Origin of the sequence: Bacillus sp. CBEL-1, assembly GCF_004348885.1 — a bacterium.
Lineage (GTDB): Bacteria > Bacillota > Bacilli > Bacillales > Bacillaceae_H > Priestia > Priestia aryabhattai_A.
Map to the genome: position 1 here is coordinate 1,494,314 of NZ_SBIM01000013.1, position 16,057 is coordinate 1,510,370.

Genomic DNA, 16,057 nt, shown 5'->3' on the forward strand with positions numbered 1-16,057 from the left:
ATACCCTATCATACGCGTATGATAGGGTATCCTTTTCTTATCGAGGTAATACGATTTGTTTATTTTCACGTGACTCTTTATAAAGAATAATCGTATTGCCGATGACTTGAACAACTTGAGCTCTAGTACCTTTGGCTAACTGCTCTGCTACTGTGTTACGGTCTTCCTCACAGTTTTGTAAAATGCTAACTTTTAATAGCTCTCTCGCTTCAAGTGCATCTGAAATTTGTTGAACCATATTTTCATTCACTCCACCTTTACCCACTTGGAAGATTGGTGATAAGTGATGTGCTTTTGAACGTAAAAATCGCTTTTGTTTTCCTTTTAACATAAAAACCTCCATGATGCTTTTACTTTTCAGTAAGTTTCTTCAATACAATTTGTTCCATCTTTTTTTGATCAGGAACGATACCTGTCCACTTTTCAAAAGCAAGCGCTCCTTGTAATACAAACATACCTACACCATTATGACAATATGCTTGCTTTTGTTTCGCTTCTTTTAATAACTTAGTTTCTAACGGATTGTAAATAATATCACTAACAATTGTTTCTGGGCGAATATGTTGAATGTCAATTGGCACATCCTCCACATGAGGATGCATCCCCACAGATGTTGTATTAATAACGACATCAAACGTACCTACTTCTTTTTCTGCTTCGTCTAACGTGATAGCTGATGCATTAGCTTCAAATGGCAATTGATCAATTAACCTCTGTGCTTTTTCAACCGTTCGGTTACATATATAAAAAGAAGAAGGGCTATCTTTGTGAGATGCTAGCGTGTAAAAAATTGCCTTAGCCGCTCCTCCTGCACCAATAATAGCAACAGCTTTACCTTTTAAAGTGTGGCCTACATGCTGTAGTAGAGACGCCACATAGCCATCCCCGTCTGTATTATATCCAACGTAGCGTCCATTTTGATTTACAACTGTATTAACAGCTCCAATCGCTCTAGCTAAAGGGTCGACCTCATCTAAAAGGTCCATGATATCAACTTTATACGGAATCGTCACGTTAAACCCTTTAATCTGCTGCTTTTTTAGCTTCTCAACTTCAACCTTAAAGGAGTCAGGCTCAATTTGAATCGCTTCATAATGAGCGTCTATTCCTAAATTTTCAAACGCATCGTTATGCATAAGCGGTGAAAGTGAATGCCCTATTGGATAACCTATTAGTCCATATAACTGCTTCAACATATTTCCCCTCTTCTTTATATTTAAATTAATGATTCACGTACAAATACCCCAACACCTTTTGGTGCATATGCAACTACTTTTGTACCAGGTTCGTTTACCGTCACCCAGCCAAGTCCAGAGAATACAATGTCCGTCTTATCATGCTTGATTGTAAATTCATGGGCAACAAGCTCTGGAAACTCGCTTAGCTGTTCAGGTCTTGGAGGTTGAAGCAACTCTCCTAATTGGTTTTTATACAGCTCATCTGCTTTTTCGAGCTTTGTACGATGAATAAGAAGTTCATTTGACACATAGCACGTTAGTGATTTACGACCGCCGCTTACATAATCTAATCGCGCTAATCCTCCAAAGAACAGCGTCTGCCCTTCATTTAGCTGATAAATTTTCGGCTTAATCTCTTTCTTTGGAGAGATAAGCTTCAAATCGCGTTTATCTACGTAATGGGCCATTTGGTGATGATTGATAATACCAGGTGTATCATATAACGATGCGCCATTATCAAGCGGTACATCAATCATGTCAAGAGTGGTGCCAGGGTATTGAGATGTTGTGATAACATCTTTTTCACCTGTAAACTCTTTAATAATTGCATTAATAAACGTTGATTTACCAACGTTTGTACAGCCAACAACATAAACATCTTTTCCAAATCGGTAGTGTTCAATTGCTTCAGCAACTTCCTTAATGCCTTGTCCTTTATGCGCACTCATTAAAAAGACATCTACAGGCTTTAACCCAAGGTCTTTTGCAGATTTCTTCATCCAGTGAATCAATTTATTTTTCTTCACAGATTTAGGAAGTAAATCTGCTTTATTCCCAACAAGAATAACGTTATTTTCGCCTACAAAACGATGTAGGCCTGGTAGCCAACTACCGTTAAAATCGAAGATATCTACTACCTTCACGACTAAGCCATCCGTTTGGCCAATTCCATTTAAGATTTTTAAAAAGTCGTCATCTGTTAAGGCTACGTCTTGAATTTCATTATAGTGCTTTAAACGAAAACATCTTTGACAGATAACAAATTCCTTTTCAAGTGCAGACTTAGGGGCATAACCAATATCGTTTGGGCGTTCTGTTTGAATTTCTACCCCACAACCCATACATTGTAGCTTTTCTTCACTCACTTTTATTCCTCCCAATTAATCATACCTTTTCTTTTCATCCACGCTAAAATACGTCGCTCCATTTTACGATTGAATTTTGTAATAAATCCATCCGTCTGCGCAACGGGCACAACTAAAATGGTATAAACACCTAAGCGATTTCCGCCTAGTACATCTGTTAAGAGCTGGTCTCCAATGACAACTACTTCATCTTTTTGTAGCTCCATATCACGCAGTGCTCGTCTAAATGCTTTTCTCATCGGCTTTCTTGCTTGATGAACAAATGGTAACCCTACAGGATCTGAAAAGAGCTTAACTCTCTTTTCCACATTATTCGATACAATAGTAATCTTAATACCGTGTTCTTGCATTAACTTAAACCACTCGATAAGCTCAGGCGTTGCGTCAGGTCGATCCCACTCCACTAACGTATTATCTAAATCTGTGATAATGCCTTTTACTCCTCGCTCAATTAAATCCTCAGGTTTAATTTGCAATACACTTTTCACATGTTGGTTTGGTAAAAAAAGTTTTAACACGTATTATGCACCTCAACTATATTAATAACGTTCTAAGAACAATTTCCACCGATCATTATCACGGGGTATGTTCATTTTTCCACCAGTCATTTATATTTAAATACTACTTATTTTCATCAGCTATTTCTTTTGTTGAAATTTCTGCAGTCAAACTATAATCATATCTTAATTTCACCAAAAAAAGAATAAAATGATTAAAAACAAATGAAAAAACCTTAAAATTTCCGATATTTTCTCAAGAAACTTTTCGACAAATTATGCTAACTGGTATTCTGTGGATAATTTTATTCACATTATCCCTTTCATAGATTATGCATTATTGGTAATTATAAACAAAATACCCACAGCTTATCCACTTATAATTGTGGATAACAGAACGATTGTTCTATATTTCGATTCATGATACATTATGAATAAGAATACTATTAGGACACGAGATACTTCTTAGAATTAAAGCACCTATCTTTTTTACAGGAGGTGGCGGCATTATCATGCGAAAGTTATCAGATGAACTTCTTATCGAATCATATTATAAAGCTACACAGTTACAATTAAGTCCAGAGTTCATTCAGCTAATTGAAAAAGAAATTCAACGCCGATCATTAAAAATAACCATTCAGATTCCATCTTAACTAATAGAAGGGCCTATTTGAGAGTAGTAAAGCCTGTCCAGTACCCGTTCATCTGACAAGCTTTTCTCTTTCTTAAATAGGTTCTATTTTTTTGCTTTAGTGCAGCTAACAACCTTTATATACATTCCTATAATTTTAAGGTGCCAAACTTCAATAGTTCTTTACTAGCCTCTCGTTTACGTCTAAAATGAAATTACGATCTTTTCTATCATCATGCTATAGGAGGTCATCCTCTAAAAGGAGTGAGGAACTTGTTTTTATTAGATTATCTTGATCATACAATTAAAAAGATAAAATCCCAATCAGCAAATGCTTTAACATTACTAAATTTAAGTCTTGGTAGCTTTTCCATTTTATTCATTCTACGTGATGAATTAAAGCTTAGCTTACTGCTTATTTTTCTTGCAGCGCTAGCTGATCGCTTTGATGGAATGGTTGCCCGGAAGTTAAATATTGAATCAGAACTTGGGAAACAGCTAGATTCCATGTGCGATATTATATCATTTGGTATTGCTCCGGCTCTACTACTATATCAAAGCATCCTATTTAGCTACGGAGCTTCTGGAGCCGTATTCGCTATTGTATATATTGCATGCGGTGCTCTAAGATTAGCACGCTTTAATATTACAGAGAACAACGGTTATTTTACAGGATTACCGATTACAGCTGCAGGTTGTTTATTAACCCTAAGCTACTTATCTGTACCTTACTTACCGTCCTATGTTTTTATGTTTTTAACCATTATTTTATCTTTCTTAATGGTTAGCACGTTTAAACTAAAGAAAGTATAACAAAAACCTCATGCGCTCGCATGAGGTTTTTTATTAATCCCAGTAACATCCAAACCAGTAAAAGCCGCCGAAAATAAGTAGTAGTACAAATAAAACAACTAGTAACCCTATTCCCCATCCATATCCTCCGCCGCCACAAGGTGGATAACATGGATAGCTTGGATAACACCCATATGCGCCATATCCATATGACATAGTTGTCACTCCTTACATACGTATTACTTATAATTTATTCAAAAAGATAGCTTATGTATGGGCAGGTGTCCATTGTGTCTGTACCTCTTAAAAAGAATTTTGCGAAACTCGCTTGTCTTGCCGTTATTTTTAACCGTACAGGCACATAGTAAGCCCGCCTAACATATAGTTTAATGTCACGGCTTTATCGCTTACACTAACTGGAGGTGTGAAAATGTCAACTATTATTACAGCGCTCGGATACTTTTTTAAAGAGTTGATATTTCTTGTGTCGTATGTTAAAAATAACGCTTTTCCACAGCCCCTATCGGCTGCAGAAGAAAAACGCTATTTAACTTTAATGGCTCAAGGAGACCAAGAAGCAAGAAACTTATTAATTGAACACAACCTTCGACTCGTAGCACACATCGTAAAAAAATTTGAAAATACGGGGGAAGACGCTGAAGATCTTATCTCAATCGGAACAATTGGTTTAATCAAAGCGATTGAAAGCTATTCTCAAGGAAAAGGTACAAAGCTCGCAACATACGCGGCAAGGTGTATTGAAAATGAAATTTTAATGCATTTGAGAGCTTTAAAGAAAACAAAAAAGGACGTGTCGTTGCACGATCCAATTGGCCAAGATAAAGAAGGAAATGAAATTAGCCTTATTGACATTTTAAAATCCGAATCGGATGATGTCATTGATATGATTCAGCTAAATATGGAATTAGAGAAAATTAAAGAGTATATCGACATTCTTGATGAACGTGAGAAAGAGGTAATTGTTGGACGATTCGGACTCGATTTACAGAAAGAAAAAACCCAGCGTGAAATAGCTAAGGAACTCAATATATCTAGAAGCTATGTTTCTCGCATTGAGAAACGCGCATTAATGAAGATGTTTCATGAGTTTTATCGTGCTGAAAAAGAAAAAAAGAAAAATGGAAAGAAAAATTAACTCTTTTTCCACTTTTCTTTATACACCTTTATGACGAAAGCTCATCTTTTATTTTTTTCTTTAACTTTTTAGCTTGATAAGCAAAGTAAAAGGCTACTATTAATAAAACAACATCTACTCCAGACATGAACATTAATTGAACAAATGTTTTTTCACCTTGCCCAATTAATACACCAATATATAAAAATGTACCTGTAGCTAACAATACATAAATAAATCGTCGATAATCTTCTATTTTTTGTTTAATTAATTTTAATTCTTTTTGATTCATAAGCTTCACCCTTTTCCCCTAAGCTTTTTACGTTTCTTAGTACGTGTGGTGACTAGAAATCCTATCTTTATGGTAACATACAGAACACCAGCACAAGGATGACAATTTATGTAAATAAAAGAGATTGGGAGTTCACCCAATCTCTTTTATTTTAAGCCATTTGATAAATCTTCAATTAAGTCTTCTACATCTTCAAGACCTACTGATATCCGTACTAGTCCGTCCGTTATTCCTAACTCCTTGCGACGATCAGCTGGAATAGAAGCATGTGTCATTTTAGCAGGTAAAGAAATTAAGCTTTCCACTGCTCCTAAACTTTCAGCCAACGTGAAGTATTTTACCGTAGTTAATAGCTTATTAGCCTGCTCTTCACTGCCTACATCAAATGATACCATACCACCAAATCCTCTTCCTTGCTGCTTAGCAATTGCGTGGTTTGGATGACTTTCAAGGCCTGGGTAGTAAACTTTTTGTACCGCTGGATGATTGCTTAAGTAGTTCACAATTTTCTTTGTGTTTGCTTCATGCTCTTCCATGCGAATTCCTAACGTTTTCATTCCTCTCATGAGTAACCATGAGTCTTGTGGACCTAAGATACCACCAGTTGAATTTTGAATAAAATGAAGTTCTTCTGCCAGTTCTTTTGAATTCACAACAGCTAAGCCAGCGACAACATCACTGTGGCCTCCTAGATACTTTGTTGCACTATGGAGAACAATATCCGCTCCTTGCTCAATTGGGTTTTGCCAGTATGGTGTGCTAAATGTATTATCGACAATCGTTACTAAATCATGCTTTTTCGCTATTTGTGTAGCTTCTGAAATATCGGTGATTTTCAATAATGGGTTTGTTGGTGTTTCAATGTACAGTGCTTTTGTATTTTCTTTAATTTCTTTTTCGATGTTTGCAACATTACTTGTATCAACAAATGTCGCTTCAATGCCGATACGATTTAACACTTTTGTAATTACACGATACGTACCGCCATATACATCATCCGTTAAAATAACATGGTCACCGCTGTTAAACAACATCATAACCGCTGTAACTGCAGCCATCCCCGATCCAAACGCAAATCCTGCTTCTCCTCCTTCAAGGTCTTTAATTAATTCTTCTAGAGCATGTCTAGTTGGATTTCCAGTACGTGAATATTCATAGCCTTTGTGTTTCCCAACTTCTTCTTGCTTGTACGTGCTTACTTGATAAATTGGAACTGATACTGCTCCAGTATGTTGATCTCCTGCAATTCCACCGTGAATAAGCTGTGTTTTACGCTTCATTATTTAAATACCTCCATCATAAATTTTTTTACTTAAATATCGTTCACTGCTATCTGGGAAAATAGTAAGGATATTTGTACCAGGCTCAGCTTTTTGTGCTTCTTTTAGTGCGGCCATAAAAGCAGCTCCTGATGAACTACCTACTAATAGCCCCTCTCTTACCGCTAGCTCTTGAACGGCTTTAAATGCTAAGTCATCTTTAATAGTATGAATATCATCAAAATAACTTGTATCCATGTAACTTGGTACAAATTCCATTCCAATGCCTTCTGTTTTGTGAGGCCCTGGTTGGCCACCATTTAAAATTGATCCTTCTGGCTCCACAATCACTGTTTTTATTGATGAATTTTGTTCTTTTAAATACTGAGCAGTACCCATAAACGTACCACCTGTCCCTGCTCCTGCCACAAATATATCGATTTGACCATCGAGCTGTTCATATACCTCTGGACCTAACGTTTTATAATACGTTAGAGGATTATCAGCGTTTGCAAACTGCTGCGGGCAGTAAGAGTTTGGAATAGCTTCAACAAGCTCTTTTGCTTTTTGAATAGCTCCTTTCATTCCCTCACTCGTAGGCGTATGAATAACTTTCGCACCAAGGGCTTTCATAAGCTCCTGTTTTTCAATGCTAAACTTTTCAGGAATACATACAATAACATTTAAATTGTATGGAACAGCTGCTAGAGCAAGCCCGATCCCGGTATTTCCTGCAGTTGGTTCAACTATCGTCCCACCATCAGTAACCTTCCCTTCAGCAAGTGCTCTTTCAATTAGCTCTTTTCCAAGACGATCTTTAATACTTCCTCCAGGGTTAAAGTATTCAAGCTTGGCAAATAATCTTACATCTGTAGGAAGCGAGAATTTTGTAATTTCAATGATAGGGGTTTTTCCAATTAATTCATGGATACTTTTTACGACTTCCATGATGCCAACACCTCTTTAGTAGAAGTTACCATTTATAGTTAACATACCTGTTTAGTATGAATTAAATTCCAATAGTACCAATACTATAAAATAGCATTGGTAACATTAGATAGCTTTTATTATTTTAATTTGGATAAAAAGTTTAATACTAAGTTTGTAGAGTTTACAGCTGCCTTTTCAAGGAACTGATCAAACGATACATCTGATTCTTTACCAGCAATATCAGATAATGCACGGATGATAACGAAAGGCACTTTAAACTGGTGACAAACCTGAGCCACTGCAGCTGCTTCCATTTCGGCTGCCATTAATTCTGGAAATTTTTCTCTTACAAATTCAACGCGAACTGGATCATTCATAAATGAGTCACCCGTTGCGATTAAACCTTTAGCTACTTTCATATCCGTTACTTCTTGTGCACTTTGTTCTGCGATCTCAACAAGTTTTTCGTCAGCTTGATATGCAGCTGGTAAATTTGGAACTTGACCGTACTCATAGCCAAATGCTGTTACATCAACATCATGGTGACGTACTTCCGATGAAATAATTGCATCTCCAACATTTAGGTCTGGATGAAACCCACCAGCAGATCCTGTGTTAATTACATAATCTGGCTGAAATTTCTCTAATAAAATTGCTGTTGATAATGCAGCATTTACTTTTCCAATTCCCGACTTCAACAGTACTACCTCAACTCCATTGATTGTACCAGTTGAATATTCGCAGCCTGCAATGACTGTTTCCTCTCTGTTTTCTACCTTGTCTCGGAGAATGGTTACTTCTTCCTCCATAGCACCAATGATTGCTACTTTCATTATACGAACCTCTTTCTGTTATTGTTTCGTTGCCTCCACAATCCAAACGAAATGATTGAAACGTTCAAAAGTTGCTTCAAACCCATTTTGCTCAAAAAGATTTTTTAAGACAGGGATCGTTGTATAATATTCTCTTTGTAAGTCTTCCGCTAAGTTAAAGAATTTATGTTGCTTAGCATATTCAATCGTCTCTTGAAACGCTTCGTTTGTTTCAAACATCGTGTCAGCAAACACTATTTTACCATCTGTTTGTAGAAGGTTGCTATAGTTTCTAATCGCAAGCTCTTTTTCTTTATCTGTTAAGTGATGAAAAGCATAAGTACTAACAATTGTATCAACCTGCTCTTTTGGAGCAGGAAACGCTAAGAAATCGCCATCAGATAAAGTAGCTAGTTCACCTAGCTTTCCTGCCGCAAGCTTTCGCATTGAATTTGAAGGCTCAATTCCTGTTACGGTTAAATTGTTTTCCAGCAGTTTTTTCGTTAAGTTCCCGGTTCCAACACCGAATTCAATTACGTTTCCTGATGAACGATTTGCAACTGCTTGTAAAATCTCTTCATAGTTTCGAAAAACTTCTTGATATTCTTGATCATGTCCTTCAACAGTCGAATCATAGTTTTCTGCCCATTTTTCAAAGATGTTTAAAAACTCTCTTCCCATCTATCTCACCCTCATGTTTAAATTTGTTACTATCCAAGTTATTTTTGTACAATAAAAAGTTGCTGTTATTTAAAAGGTCATTTTTCTTTTCCTTATAATTCTTATAGATATAGTATGATTTAAAAGTTTAATTGTTCTTAAAGTATCATAATAAATTTATTTCGGCAAGAATTCTTGTTAAAATAAAGCTTGGTAAATATGGGATGCAGAAAGGAAAGAATAACTATGAACTTTCAGTTTGATATGATTGAGGATAAGATTGAGTTTTTTGAATCACATGATTTAAAGGATTTAGAAAAGCAAATTAGCACCAAAATTGAACAAAATAAAGCTATCTTGTTAGAAGTAAAAAGTGTGTCACATCAAATGGCAGTGGACTATGACAAAGGTAAAAAGCTCTACTCTGCTGTTGTTCATTTCAAATTAAAAAAGCAGCGCTAATAAAAGCGCCGCTTTTTTGTTAAGATAATTTTTCAACGACAGTTGGTTTCCAACCTTCGTTTTCTACCCATTCAATCTCCACTCGATATTTTACTGAACCTTCACCTTTAGGGCTAATTGTTGCCACTGCTTTTTCAGGAGCACCATTATTACCTAAACGCCATACTGTCATATCGCTTGGATTAACACCTACTCCAGCACCAACGGCTGCAAGCATTTCATTCCAGTCAGTTGAACCTTTTTTATACGTAGCTGCTGGCTTTTCACCTTGCTCTGTACCTACAGGTTCCCAAGATGGATCTACTGTACGGCTTTCAACACCTGGCTCAGGATTTTCTTCCACTTCTACATCAGAAGATTCCTCTTGCTCTGTTGCTTCATCATCCGTTGCATTTTCATCCGCTTCTTCATCAGCTGCAGGTTCCTCCGTGTTTTCTTCAGGAGTATTTTGCTCCGTATCATTATTATTTTCGGACTTTGGCGTTTGCTCATTATTCTGTTCTGGAGATGTCTCATCTGATCCTCCTCCAAGAATAAGTGAGCCACCGATAAAGACAATCATTACCGCAACTACGGCAATTAACACATTATATAATCGGTTAACCTTTTTTTCTTTGTTTTGATGTCTTGAAGAACGATTGTTATTCATTGCTACAACTTCCTCCAACTTTTATAATGTTCTATTTTACCATGTGTTTGGAAATTCATGAAGCACATACCTTCATTTGAAGCATTTTTGTAATATTTTTTACATGGCTTTTAGTTATTGATGATTTAAATCATACATTTCTTTAACAATATCATAAAAAACTTGATTTGTAGATGATATTGTACTTTTTGTATTCAAATCCACGACTACTAACGCATACTTAGGCTTGTCGGCAGGAAAGTATCCAGCAAACCACTTATTGACGATTTCGTTCTCTACATCAATTTCAGCAGTACCAGATTTTCCTGCTACTGAGTAAGGAAGATCTCGAAAACGCCTCCCCGTGCCATCATCACTTTGAACAACTTGACTTAGTAACTGTTGAAGTTCCCTAACTGTTTGCTTTTCTATATTTTCGCCAGGTAACTTTTTGTTTTTAAACGTATAAAGCGAAGCTTTGTTTTTATATTGAATTTCATCGACTATCTTTACTTGTCGCTTTTCTCCACCTCTAGCAATCGTAGCCATCATATTAGCAACTGCTAAAGGAGTAAGCTTCACGTCTAACTGACCGATTGCGGTTTGAGAAATGGCATTAGGAACATGTTTATTGGTATCTTTCTGCCATACTGTTCCTTTTCCCTCTTGAAGCTGTGTAAAATGGTCAAAGTGAAACACATCTCCGCTCCATCCCACAGGGTCCGTCAGACCTAATTTTTGAGCATATTGGTCCAATGAATCAGGGTTTTTTTCACTCATCTGCTTAGCTAGCTGTGCAAATGTTTTGTTACAGCTTTGAGCAAAGCTCTCTTCAAAGGATAACATCCCTTTTTGATGACCATTCTCTAACGGTTGGTCATAGATGCTTTGATCACAATTAAACGTCATATTCGGAGCAAGAACCCCTTCTTCTACTGCAGCAGCTGCCGTGACGGTTTTAAACACTGATCCAGGGACTTGTGGAATTAGCATGCGATTATATAACCCTTTTGCTTTTTCTTCATACGGGTGAGTTTGATTGATATTAGGTCTACTAGCCATGGCTAAGATGTTACTCTTTTCAATATCTAATAGTACTACTCCGCCTTCTTTTAAGTTATATTGTTCTAATAACTCTTCTACCTTTTCTTGAATTGTCAAATCCAACGTCGTTTTCACATTTACTGGATAAAAAGGATTAGCATCCCCCGTATACTTAACATCAATTCCAAACATGGGCCCCCCAAACCGGTCCACGTGATATAACAACTTCGACTCTTGCTGTGGTAGAAGAAATTCGTCAAATGTCTTTTGCATACCTGTAATGCCAATCGGCGTATTTGTTTTTAATTCCCCACTTTTCAATTTATCTTCATACTGTGCTACGATTTTCTCCTGACTTTGTCTCACTAAACCAATTACATGCTCAGCAATAGGTATAGGACGGTTATCCTTTAATGGAACACCAAAAACTCCAGGTATCTTTAATTCATTTACTTGCTTTAACTGATCAATAGTTAAATGATCTCCAACAGCTACGGGAGACCTCGTATCTTTTAGCTTTGTGACCATCTCTACTGTCGAGATTCCCGTAATAGTAGAAACCTGCTGCATAGGCCATTTCATTTCATTTAAAAACGGAAACAGCACAAGACGATTATTCGTAACGGATGTAAGCGATTGACCGTTGCGGTCTATAAATTTCCCTCTTCCATCGTCTACTACCATCTCTTGTGTGCGCTGATGAACGCTTTCTTCAATTAAATTAACATTATGATTTGAAAATGATTCTGTACTAATAAGCTGTATTTGAACGAGTCTGCCAATAAGTAAAAAAATTAACAACATAATAATAATCAAAATCGATTGCATTCGTTTTCGAACTACTCTCAATGTCGATACACCTCACTCTGTACCATTGTCGCCGATGTATCTTTTTTTCAAACAAACACAACAGATAAAATTCAGAATTAAAATTTTTTATAGAAGTAGAAAAAAAGGAAGCATCAACGAAACTATTCGTTGGCGCTTCCTTTTAACAAGCTAATTGACTTATATTTACTTTACAGTAACAATTTTAACAGCCATTTCTCCGCCTGGAGTTTGAACTGTTACTTCATCTCCAACCTGCTTGCCTATTAGGCTTTTAGCAATTGGAGAGTCATTTGAAATTTTGCCTTCAAATGGATCAGCTTCCGCACTACCTACAATTGTATACGTTTCCTCGTCTCCGTCTGGTAGTTCAACAAACGTAACAGATTTTCCTAAAGATACAATTGAAGAATTCTCTACATCTTCTTCAATAATTTTTGCATTGCGAATCATATTTTCAAGCGTTGTAATACGCCCTTCAACGAAAGCTTGCTCATCCTTTGCTGAATCGTACTCAGAGTTCTCTGATAAGTCACCAAAACTACGAGCAATCTTAATACGCTCTACTACTTCTTTACGCTTTACCGTCTTCAGATATTCTAATTCTTGTTCTAATTTTAGCTTTCCTTCTTCCGTCATTGGAAACACTTTTTCTTGTGCCATAACCCTTCACTCCTTTATAAAATCGAAATACATTAGTGCCTTATACAGTGTTTTCTGTATGTACTAAAAGGTTTCATATTCTAAAATCTCAGTGAATAGAGAAATGACAGCTTCAAATTAGAAGCTGCTCGTTTCTCTACTATATGTCAAGACCTTTTTTATAGAATATGACGATTTTATTTTCAAAAAAATCCCTGTATCTATGCTATGTTATTATAAAATCGCATTTTGTTCAAGAATTGTTTGGATTTTCGTTACCATTAAATCAATTGCTACGTGGTTTTGTCCGCCTTCTGGGATAATAATATCAGCATATCGCTTAGTTGGTTCAATAAACTGATTATGCATTGGACGTACCACTGAAATATATTGATCGACTACGGATTCTAGCGTACGCTCACGCTCTTTAATATCTCGTAACATTCGGCGGATAATACGTAAATCAGCATCTGTATCAACATACAGCTTAATATCCATTAAATTACGCAGACGTTTGTCCTCTAGCACTAAAATCCCCTCTAAGATAATAACGTCCTTTGGCTCTTCTACAATAACTTCTTGAGAGCGAGTATGAATAGTATAATCATATACAGGTTTTTCAATGCTCTCATAATTTAATAATTTCTGCAAGTGCTCAATTAAAAGGTCATTATCAAATGCTAAAGGATGATCATAATTCGTCTGTAAACGCTGTTCAAATGGCAGGTTACTTTGGTCTTTATAATAATAATCTTGCTCCAGAAGCATAATTGAATGACCTTTAAAATATTCATAAATTGCTTTTGTAACAGTTGTTTTTCCAGAGCCAGATCCACCAGCAATACCGATTACAACGGGCTTTTTCCCCATTTTCTTATTACATCCCCTTCCGCATCATGTTGTAAGAAGACAATGGTTTGTCTACCTTAAACGTTACAATTTGTAACGGATGACGAGCAGCGTCTAGCTCATTTCCTTTTTCATCCCAAATTGTGCCGACTACTTGTGTAAAGTTTTCAATTCCTGGGCCAAAGAATTCCACTTCATCTCCAGGCTTAAAGTGGTTTCGTTGTTGGAGTGTTACCATGCTTGTTTCCTCATCATAGTCTAACACTAGTCCAGCAAAATCAAATGTTGTTTTCTTACCATGAATACCAAACATTTGCTCATCTACGCCTGGTACACCTTCAAAGAAAGCAGGCGCAGTATCACGATTAGCACATTTATCAAGCTCATCTAACCACTCTTTTTGAATTACAAAGTTTTCTGGGTCTGCGCAATAAGCATCAATAACTTTGCGGTAGACACTTACAACTGTTGCAATATAGTGGATTGATTTCATACGGCCTTCAATTTTTAAGCTGTCGATACCAAGCTCAATCATTTTTGGAATTGACTGAATTAAATTTAAATCTTTTGGACTCATTGCAAACGGACTATCTGACTCATTGAATAAAGGAACTTCTGTTGCTTCGCCTTCTAACTTGAATAAGTCGTAGTCCCAACGACATGACTGACAGCAACCACCACGATTTGAATCACGAGCTGTCATATGATTACTCAACGTACATCGACCAGAGTAAGCAATACACATAGCTCCGTGGATAAATGTTTCAATTTCAATATCTACTTTTTCTTTCATTTCACGTATCTCATCAGCCCCGGTTTCGCGTGCTAGTACAACACGCTCTAAGCCTTCCTCTTTCCAGAACTGAACAGCACGCCAGTTTGAAAGCGACTGCTGAGTGCTTAAGTGAACTTCTAGCTTTGGCGCAACCTTACGGCATGTTTCAATGATTAACGGGTCAGCTACGATAATTCCAGCTACGCCAGCAGCTTGTAATCCCATTAAATATTCATCTAAGCCATCCATGTTTTCATTATGAGCAAAGATATTTGTTGTTACATAAATACGCGCTCCGTATTTTTTTGCAAATTCTACTCCCTCAGCCATTTCTTCTAATGAAAAGTTGCCTGCATTTGAGCGAAGACCGAACTCTTTTCCACCGATAAAGACCGCATCAGCACCATAATGTACTGCTACTTTTAACTTTTCAAGATTGCCTGCTGGAGCTAACAACTCGGGCTTTTTCGTAATAACACGCTTCCCATTAACAACCGTATCGATTTGTACAGCCATAGTTAGTACCTCCTAATTGTCTACTTTTTCGATTTTTCCGTTCTCATGATGCTTAGTAAACAGTTTCTTTAAAGAAGAACCCTGTATCAAGAGGACGATTTGCTGGTTGCATTCCTTCAATTTCTTCTAGTAACTCATCTTTTAGATTTTCATACTCTTCACGATTCTCTACACATAAATCAATAGCTTTGCGATACTTTTTCGTTACCTCAATAATGTATTCTGAGCTTTTTAACACGCCGTCAATTTTAAAGACATCGACTTCCGCATCAATCATTTCTGCAAGCTCGTCGATAATACAAATATCGTTTGGACTCATGATATGTGTACCGTTCTCATCTTCGTAAATTGGATACTTGTTATCACGCTCTTTGTCGAATAAGAACATGTCTTTTTCAAGCTTACGATTTCCAACTTCCATAACCTTACCTTGATATTCAAAATAATTACCTAATAAAGAGCGCTTCGATTGGAACATACATGTCATTCCGTGGACCTGTACTTCCACTTCTACTTCTGCATGTTCTTTAATATCAATAATGCTGTCCATACTTAGCTCGCGAGCTAATACTGCACGCTTAGCACCTTTTCGCCCCCAATAATTACATGTATACCAGTTAGTTGCCGTCGTCTCTGTATTCCAGTGAAGCTTCATTTTCGGCGCAACTGCACGAGCAGCCATCAATACTGCCGGATCCCCAAAGACAATCGCATCTACGCCTGCTTCTTGTAAAAATAAGATATATTCATCTAACTCAGCTACTTTATCGTTGTGAAATAATGCATTCATAGCTACATAAACTTTTGCATGATGAGCGTGTGCAACATTAACTGCCTCTACAATATCCTCACGCTTAAAGTCTCCTGCAAGTCTTAACCCGTATCGCTGTTCACCAATTACAAATGCGTTTGCACCTGCTTCTATTAATGGTTTAATATCTGAAACAGCAGTTGGTGTTACTAATAATTCAGGTTTTTTCAT

20 protein-coding genes are annotated in these 16,057 nt (G+C 36.7%); 4 read left to right on the forward strand and 16 right to left on the reverse strand.

Annotation, left to right across the window (positions count from 1 at the left end):
* Window positions 1–37: 37 nt before the first annotated feature.
* Genes yhbY through EPL02_RS17625 form a run of 4 tightly spaced genes read right to left on the reverse strand, consistent with a single transcriptional unit; the run spans window position 38 to window position 2,841 of the window.
* Window positions 38–331: a ribosome assembly RNA-binding protein YhbY gene (gene yhbY, locus EPL02_RS17610; protein WP_094910863.1), complete on the reverse strand. Its 294-nt coding sequence runs from the start codon at window positions 329–331 to the stop codon at window positions 38–40.
* Between the two features lie 19 nt (window positions 332–350).
* Entirely contained in the window at window positions 351–1,193 is an 843-nt protein-coding gene (gene aroE, locus EPL02_RS17615; RefSeq protein WP_094910921.1) for a shikimate dehydrogenase, read from the reverse strand.
* A gap of 23 nt (window positions 1,194–1,216) precedes the next feature.
* Window positions 1,217–2,323, reverse strand: a complete 1,107-nt coding sequence (gene yqeH / locus EPL02_RS17620; RefSeq protein ID WP_094910864.1) for a ribosome biogenesis GTPase YqeH — start codon at window positions 2,321–2,323, stop codon at window positions 1,217–1,219.
* A gap of 2 nt (window positions 2,324–2,325) precedes the next feature.
* A complete protein-coding gene (locus EPL02_RS17625) occupies window positions 2,326–2,841 on the reverse strand; it encodes a YqeG family HAD IIIA-type phosphatase (protein ID WP_094910865.1) in 516 nt (171 codons plus the stop codon).
* A 491-nt stretch (window positions 2,842–3,332) separates the two neighbouring features.
* Here EPL02_RS17625 and EPL02_RS17630 point away from each other — a divergent pair, with 491 nt between their 5' ends.
* On the forward strand, window positions 3,333–3,473 hold the full coding sequence (locus EPL02_RS17630) for a sporulation histidine kinase inhibitor Sda (RefSeq protein WP_025911687.1): 141 nt from the start codon (window positions 3,333–3,335) through the stop codon (window positions 3,471–3,473).
* Window positions 3,474–3,724: 251 nt separating this feature from the next.
* Entirely contained in the window at window positions 3,725–4,264 is a 540-nt protein-coding gene (gene pssA, locus EPL02_RS17635; protein ID WP_094910866.1) for a CDP-diacylglycerol--serine O-phosphatidyltransferase, read from the forward strand.
* 33 nt (window positions 4,265–4,297) lie between these two features.
* Here pssA and EPL02_RS21005 read toward each other — a convergent pair whose 3' ends face one another.
* Window positions 4,298–4,459 (reverse strand): hypothetical protein, encoded by a 162-nt coding sequence (locus tag EPL02_RS21005; RefSeq protein ID WP_165932596.1) that lies wholly within the window; start codon window positions 4,457–4,459, stop codon window positions 4,298–4,300.
* 214 nt (window positions 4,460–4,673) lie between these two features.
* Here EPL02_RS21005 and sigK point away from each other — a divergent pair, with 214 nt between their 5' ends.
* Window positions 4,674–5,399 carry an RNA polymerase sporulation sigma factor SigK gene (gene sigK, locus EPL02_RS17640; protein WP_094910867.1) on the forward strand — a complete coding sequence of 242 codons (726 nt, stop codon included), beginning with the start codon at window positions 4,674–4,676 and terminating at the stop codon, window positions 5,397–5,399.
* A 28-nt stretch (window positions 5,400–5,427) separates the two neighbouring features.
* Here the strand turns inward: sigK and EPL02_RS17645 are convergent, their stop codons facing one another.
* The 5 genes from EPL02_RS17645 to EPL02_RS17665 all read right to left on the reverse strand — a co-directional run bounded on the left by EPL02_RS17645 (window position 5,428) and on the right by EPL02_RS17665 (window position 9,352).
* The gene (locus tag EPL02_RS17645) at window positions 5,428–5,670 is read right to left on the reverse strand and encodes a YrhC family protein (protein ID WP_094910922.1); all 243 of its coding nucleotides are present in this window, start codon (window positions 5,668–5,670) and stop codon (window positions 5,428–5,430) included.
* Window positions 5,671–5,816: 146 nt separating this feature from the next.
* Window positions 5,817–6,950, reverse strand: a complete 1,134-nt coding sequence (locus EPL02_RS17650) for a bifunctional cystathionine gamma-lyase/homocysteine desulfhydrase (protein ID WP_094910868.1) — start codon at window positions 6,948–6,950, stop codon at window positions 5,817–5,819.
* Window positions 6,951–6,953: 3 nt separating this feature from the next.
* Window positions 6,954–7,877, reverse strand: coding sequence for a PLP-dependent cysteine synthase family protein (locus EPL02_RS17655; RefSeq protein WP_094910869.1), 924 nt, complete (start codon window positions 7,875–7,877; stop codon window positions 6,954–6,956).
* Window positions 7,878–7,996: 119 nt separating this feature from the next.
* Window positions 7,997–8,692, reverse strand: a complete 696-nt coding sequence (gene mtnN, locus EPL02_RS17660) for a 5'-methylthioadenosine/S-adenosylhomocysteine nucleosidase (RefSeq protein WP_094910870.1) — start codon at window positions 8,690–8,692, stop codon at window positions 7,997–7,999.
* An 18-nt stretch (window positions 8,693–8,710) separates the two neighbouring features.
* Complete coding sequence (locus EPL02_RS17665) at window positions 8,711–9,352, reverse strand: class I SAM-dependent methyltransferase (RefSeq protein ID WP_131888315.1); 642 nt, start codon at window positions 9,350–9,352, stop codon at window positions 8,711–8,713.
* Between the two features lie 225 nt (window positions 9,353–9,577).
* On the opposite strand from EPL02_RS17665, the gene EPL02_RS17670 reads away from it, so the two are divergent.
* A complete protein-coding gene (locus tag EPL02_RS17670; protein WP_131888316.1) occupies window positions 9,578–9,793 on the forward strand; it encodes a YrzA family protein in 216 nt (71 codons plus the stop codon).
* 19 nt (window positions 9,794–9,812) lie between these two features.
* On the opposite strand, the gene EPL02_RS17675 is transcribed toward EPL02_RS17670, so the two are convergent.
* From EPL02_RS17675 to EPL02_RS17700, 6 genes are all read right to left on the reverse strand, one after another.
* The gene (locus tag EPL02_RS17675; protein WP_131888317.1) at window positions 9,813–10,442 is read right to left on the reverse strand and encodes a YrrS family protein; all 630 of its coding nucleotides are present in this window, start codon (window positions 10,440–10,442) and stop codon (window positions 9,813–9,815) included.
* Between the two features lie 114 nt (window positions 10,443–10,556).
* Window positions 10,557–12,314 carry a peptidoglycan D,D-transpeptidase FtsI family protein gene (locus EPL02_RS17680; RefSeq protein WP_131888318.1) on the reverse strand — a complete coding sequence of 586 codons (1,758 nt, stop codon included), beginning with the start codon at window positions 12,312–12,314 and terminating at the stop codon, window positions 10,557–10,559.
* 165 nt (window positions 12,315–12,479) lie between these two features.
* Window positions 12,480–12,956 carry a transcription elongation factor GreA gene (greA, locus tag EPL02_RS17685; RefSeq protein ID WP_094910875.1) on the reverse strand — a complete coding sequence of 159 codons (477 nt, stop codon included), beginning with the start codon at window positions 12,954–12,956 and terminating at the stop codon, window positions 12,480–12,482.
* Between the two features lie 213 nt (window positions 12,957–13,169).
* Window positions 13,170–13,805 (reverse strand): uridine kinase, encoded by a 636-nt coding sequence (gene udk, locus EPL02_RS17690; protein ID WP_094910876.1) that lies wholly within the window; start codon window positions 13,803–13,805, stop codon window positions 13,170–13,172.
* A gap of 7 nt (window positions 13,806–13,812) precedes the next feature.
* Complete coding sequence (locus tag EPL02_RS17695) at window positions 13,813–15,075, reverse strand: peptidase U32 family protein (protein WP_094910877.1); 1,263 nt, start codon at window positions 15,073–15,075, stop codon at window positions 13,813–13,815.
* A gap of 52 nt (window positions 15,076–15,127) precedes the next feature.
* The gene (locus EPL02_RS17700; protein ID WP_094910878.1) at window positions 15,128–16,057 is read right to left on the reverse strand and encodes a peptidase U32 family protein; all 930 of its coding nucleotides are present in this window, start codon (window positions 16,055–16,057) and stop codon (window positions 15,128–15,130) included.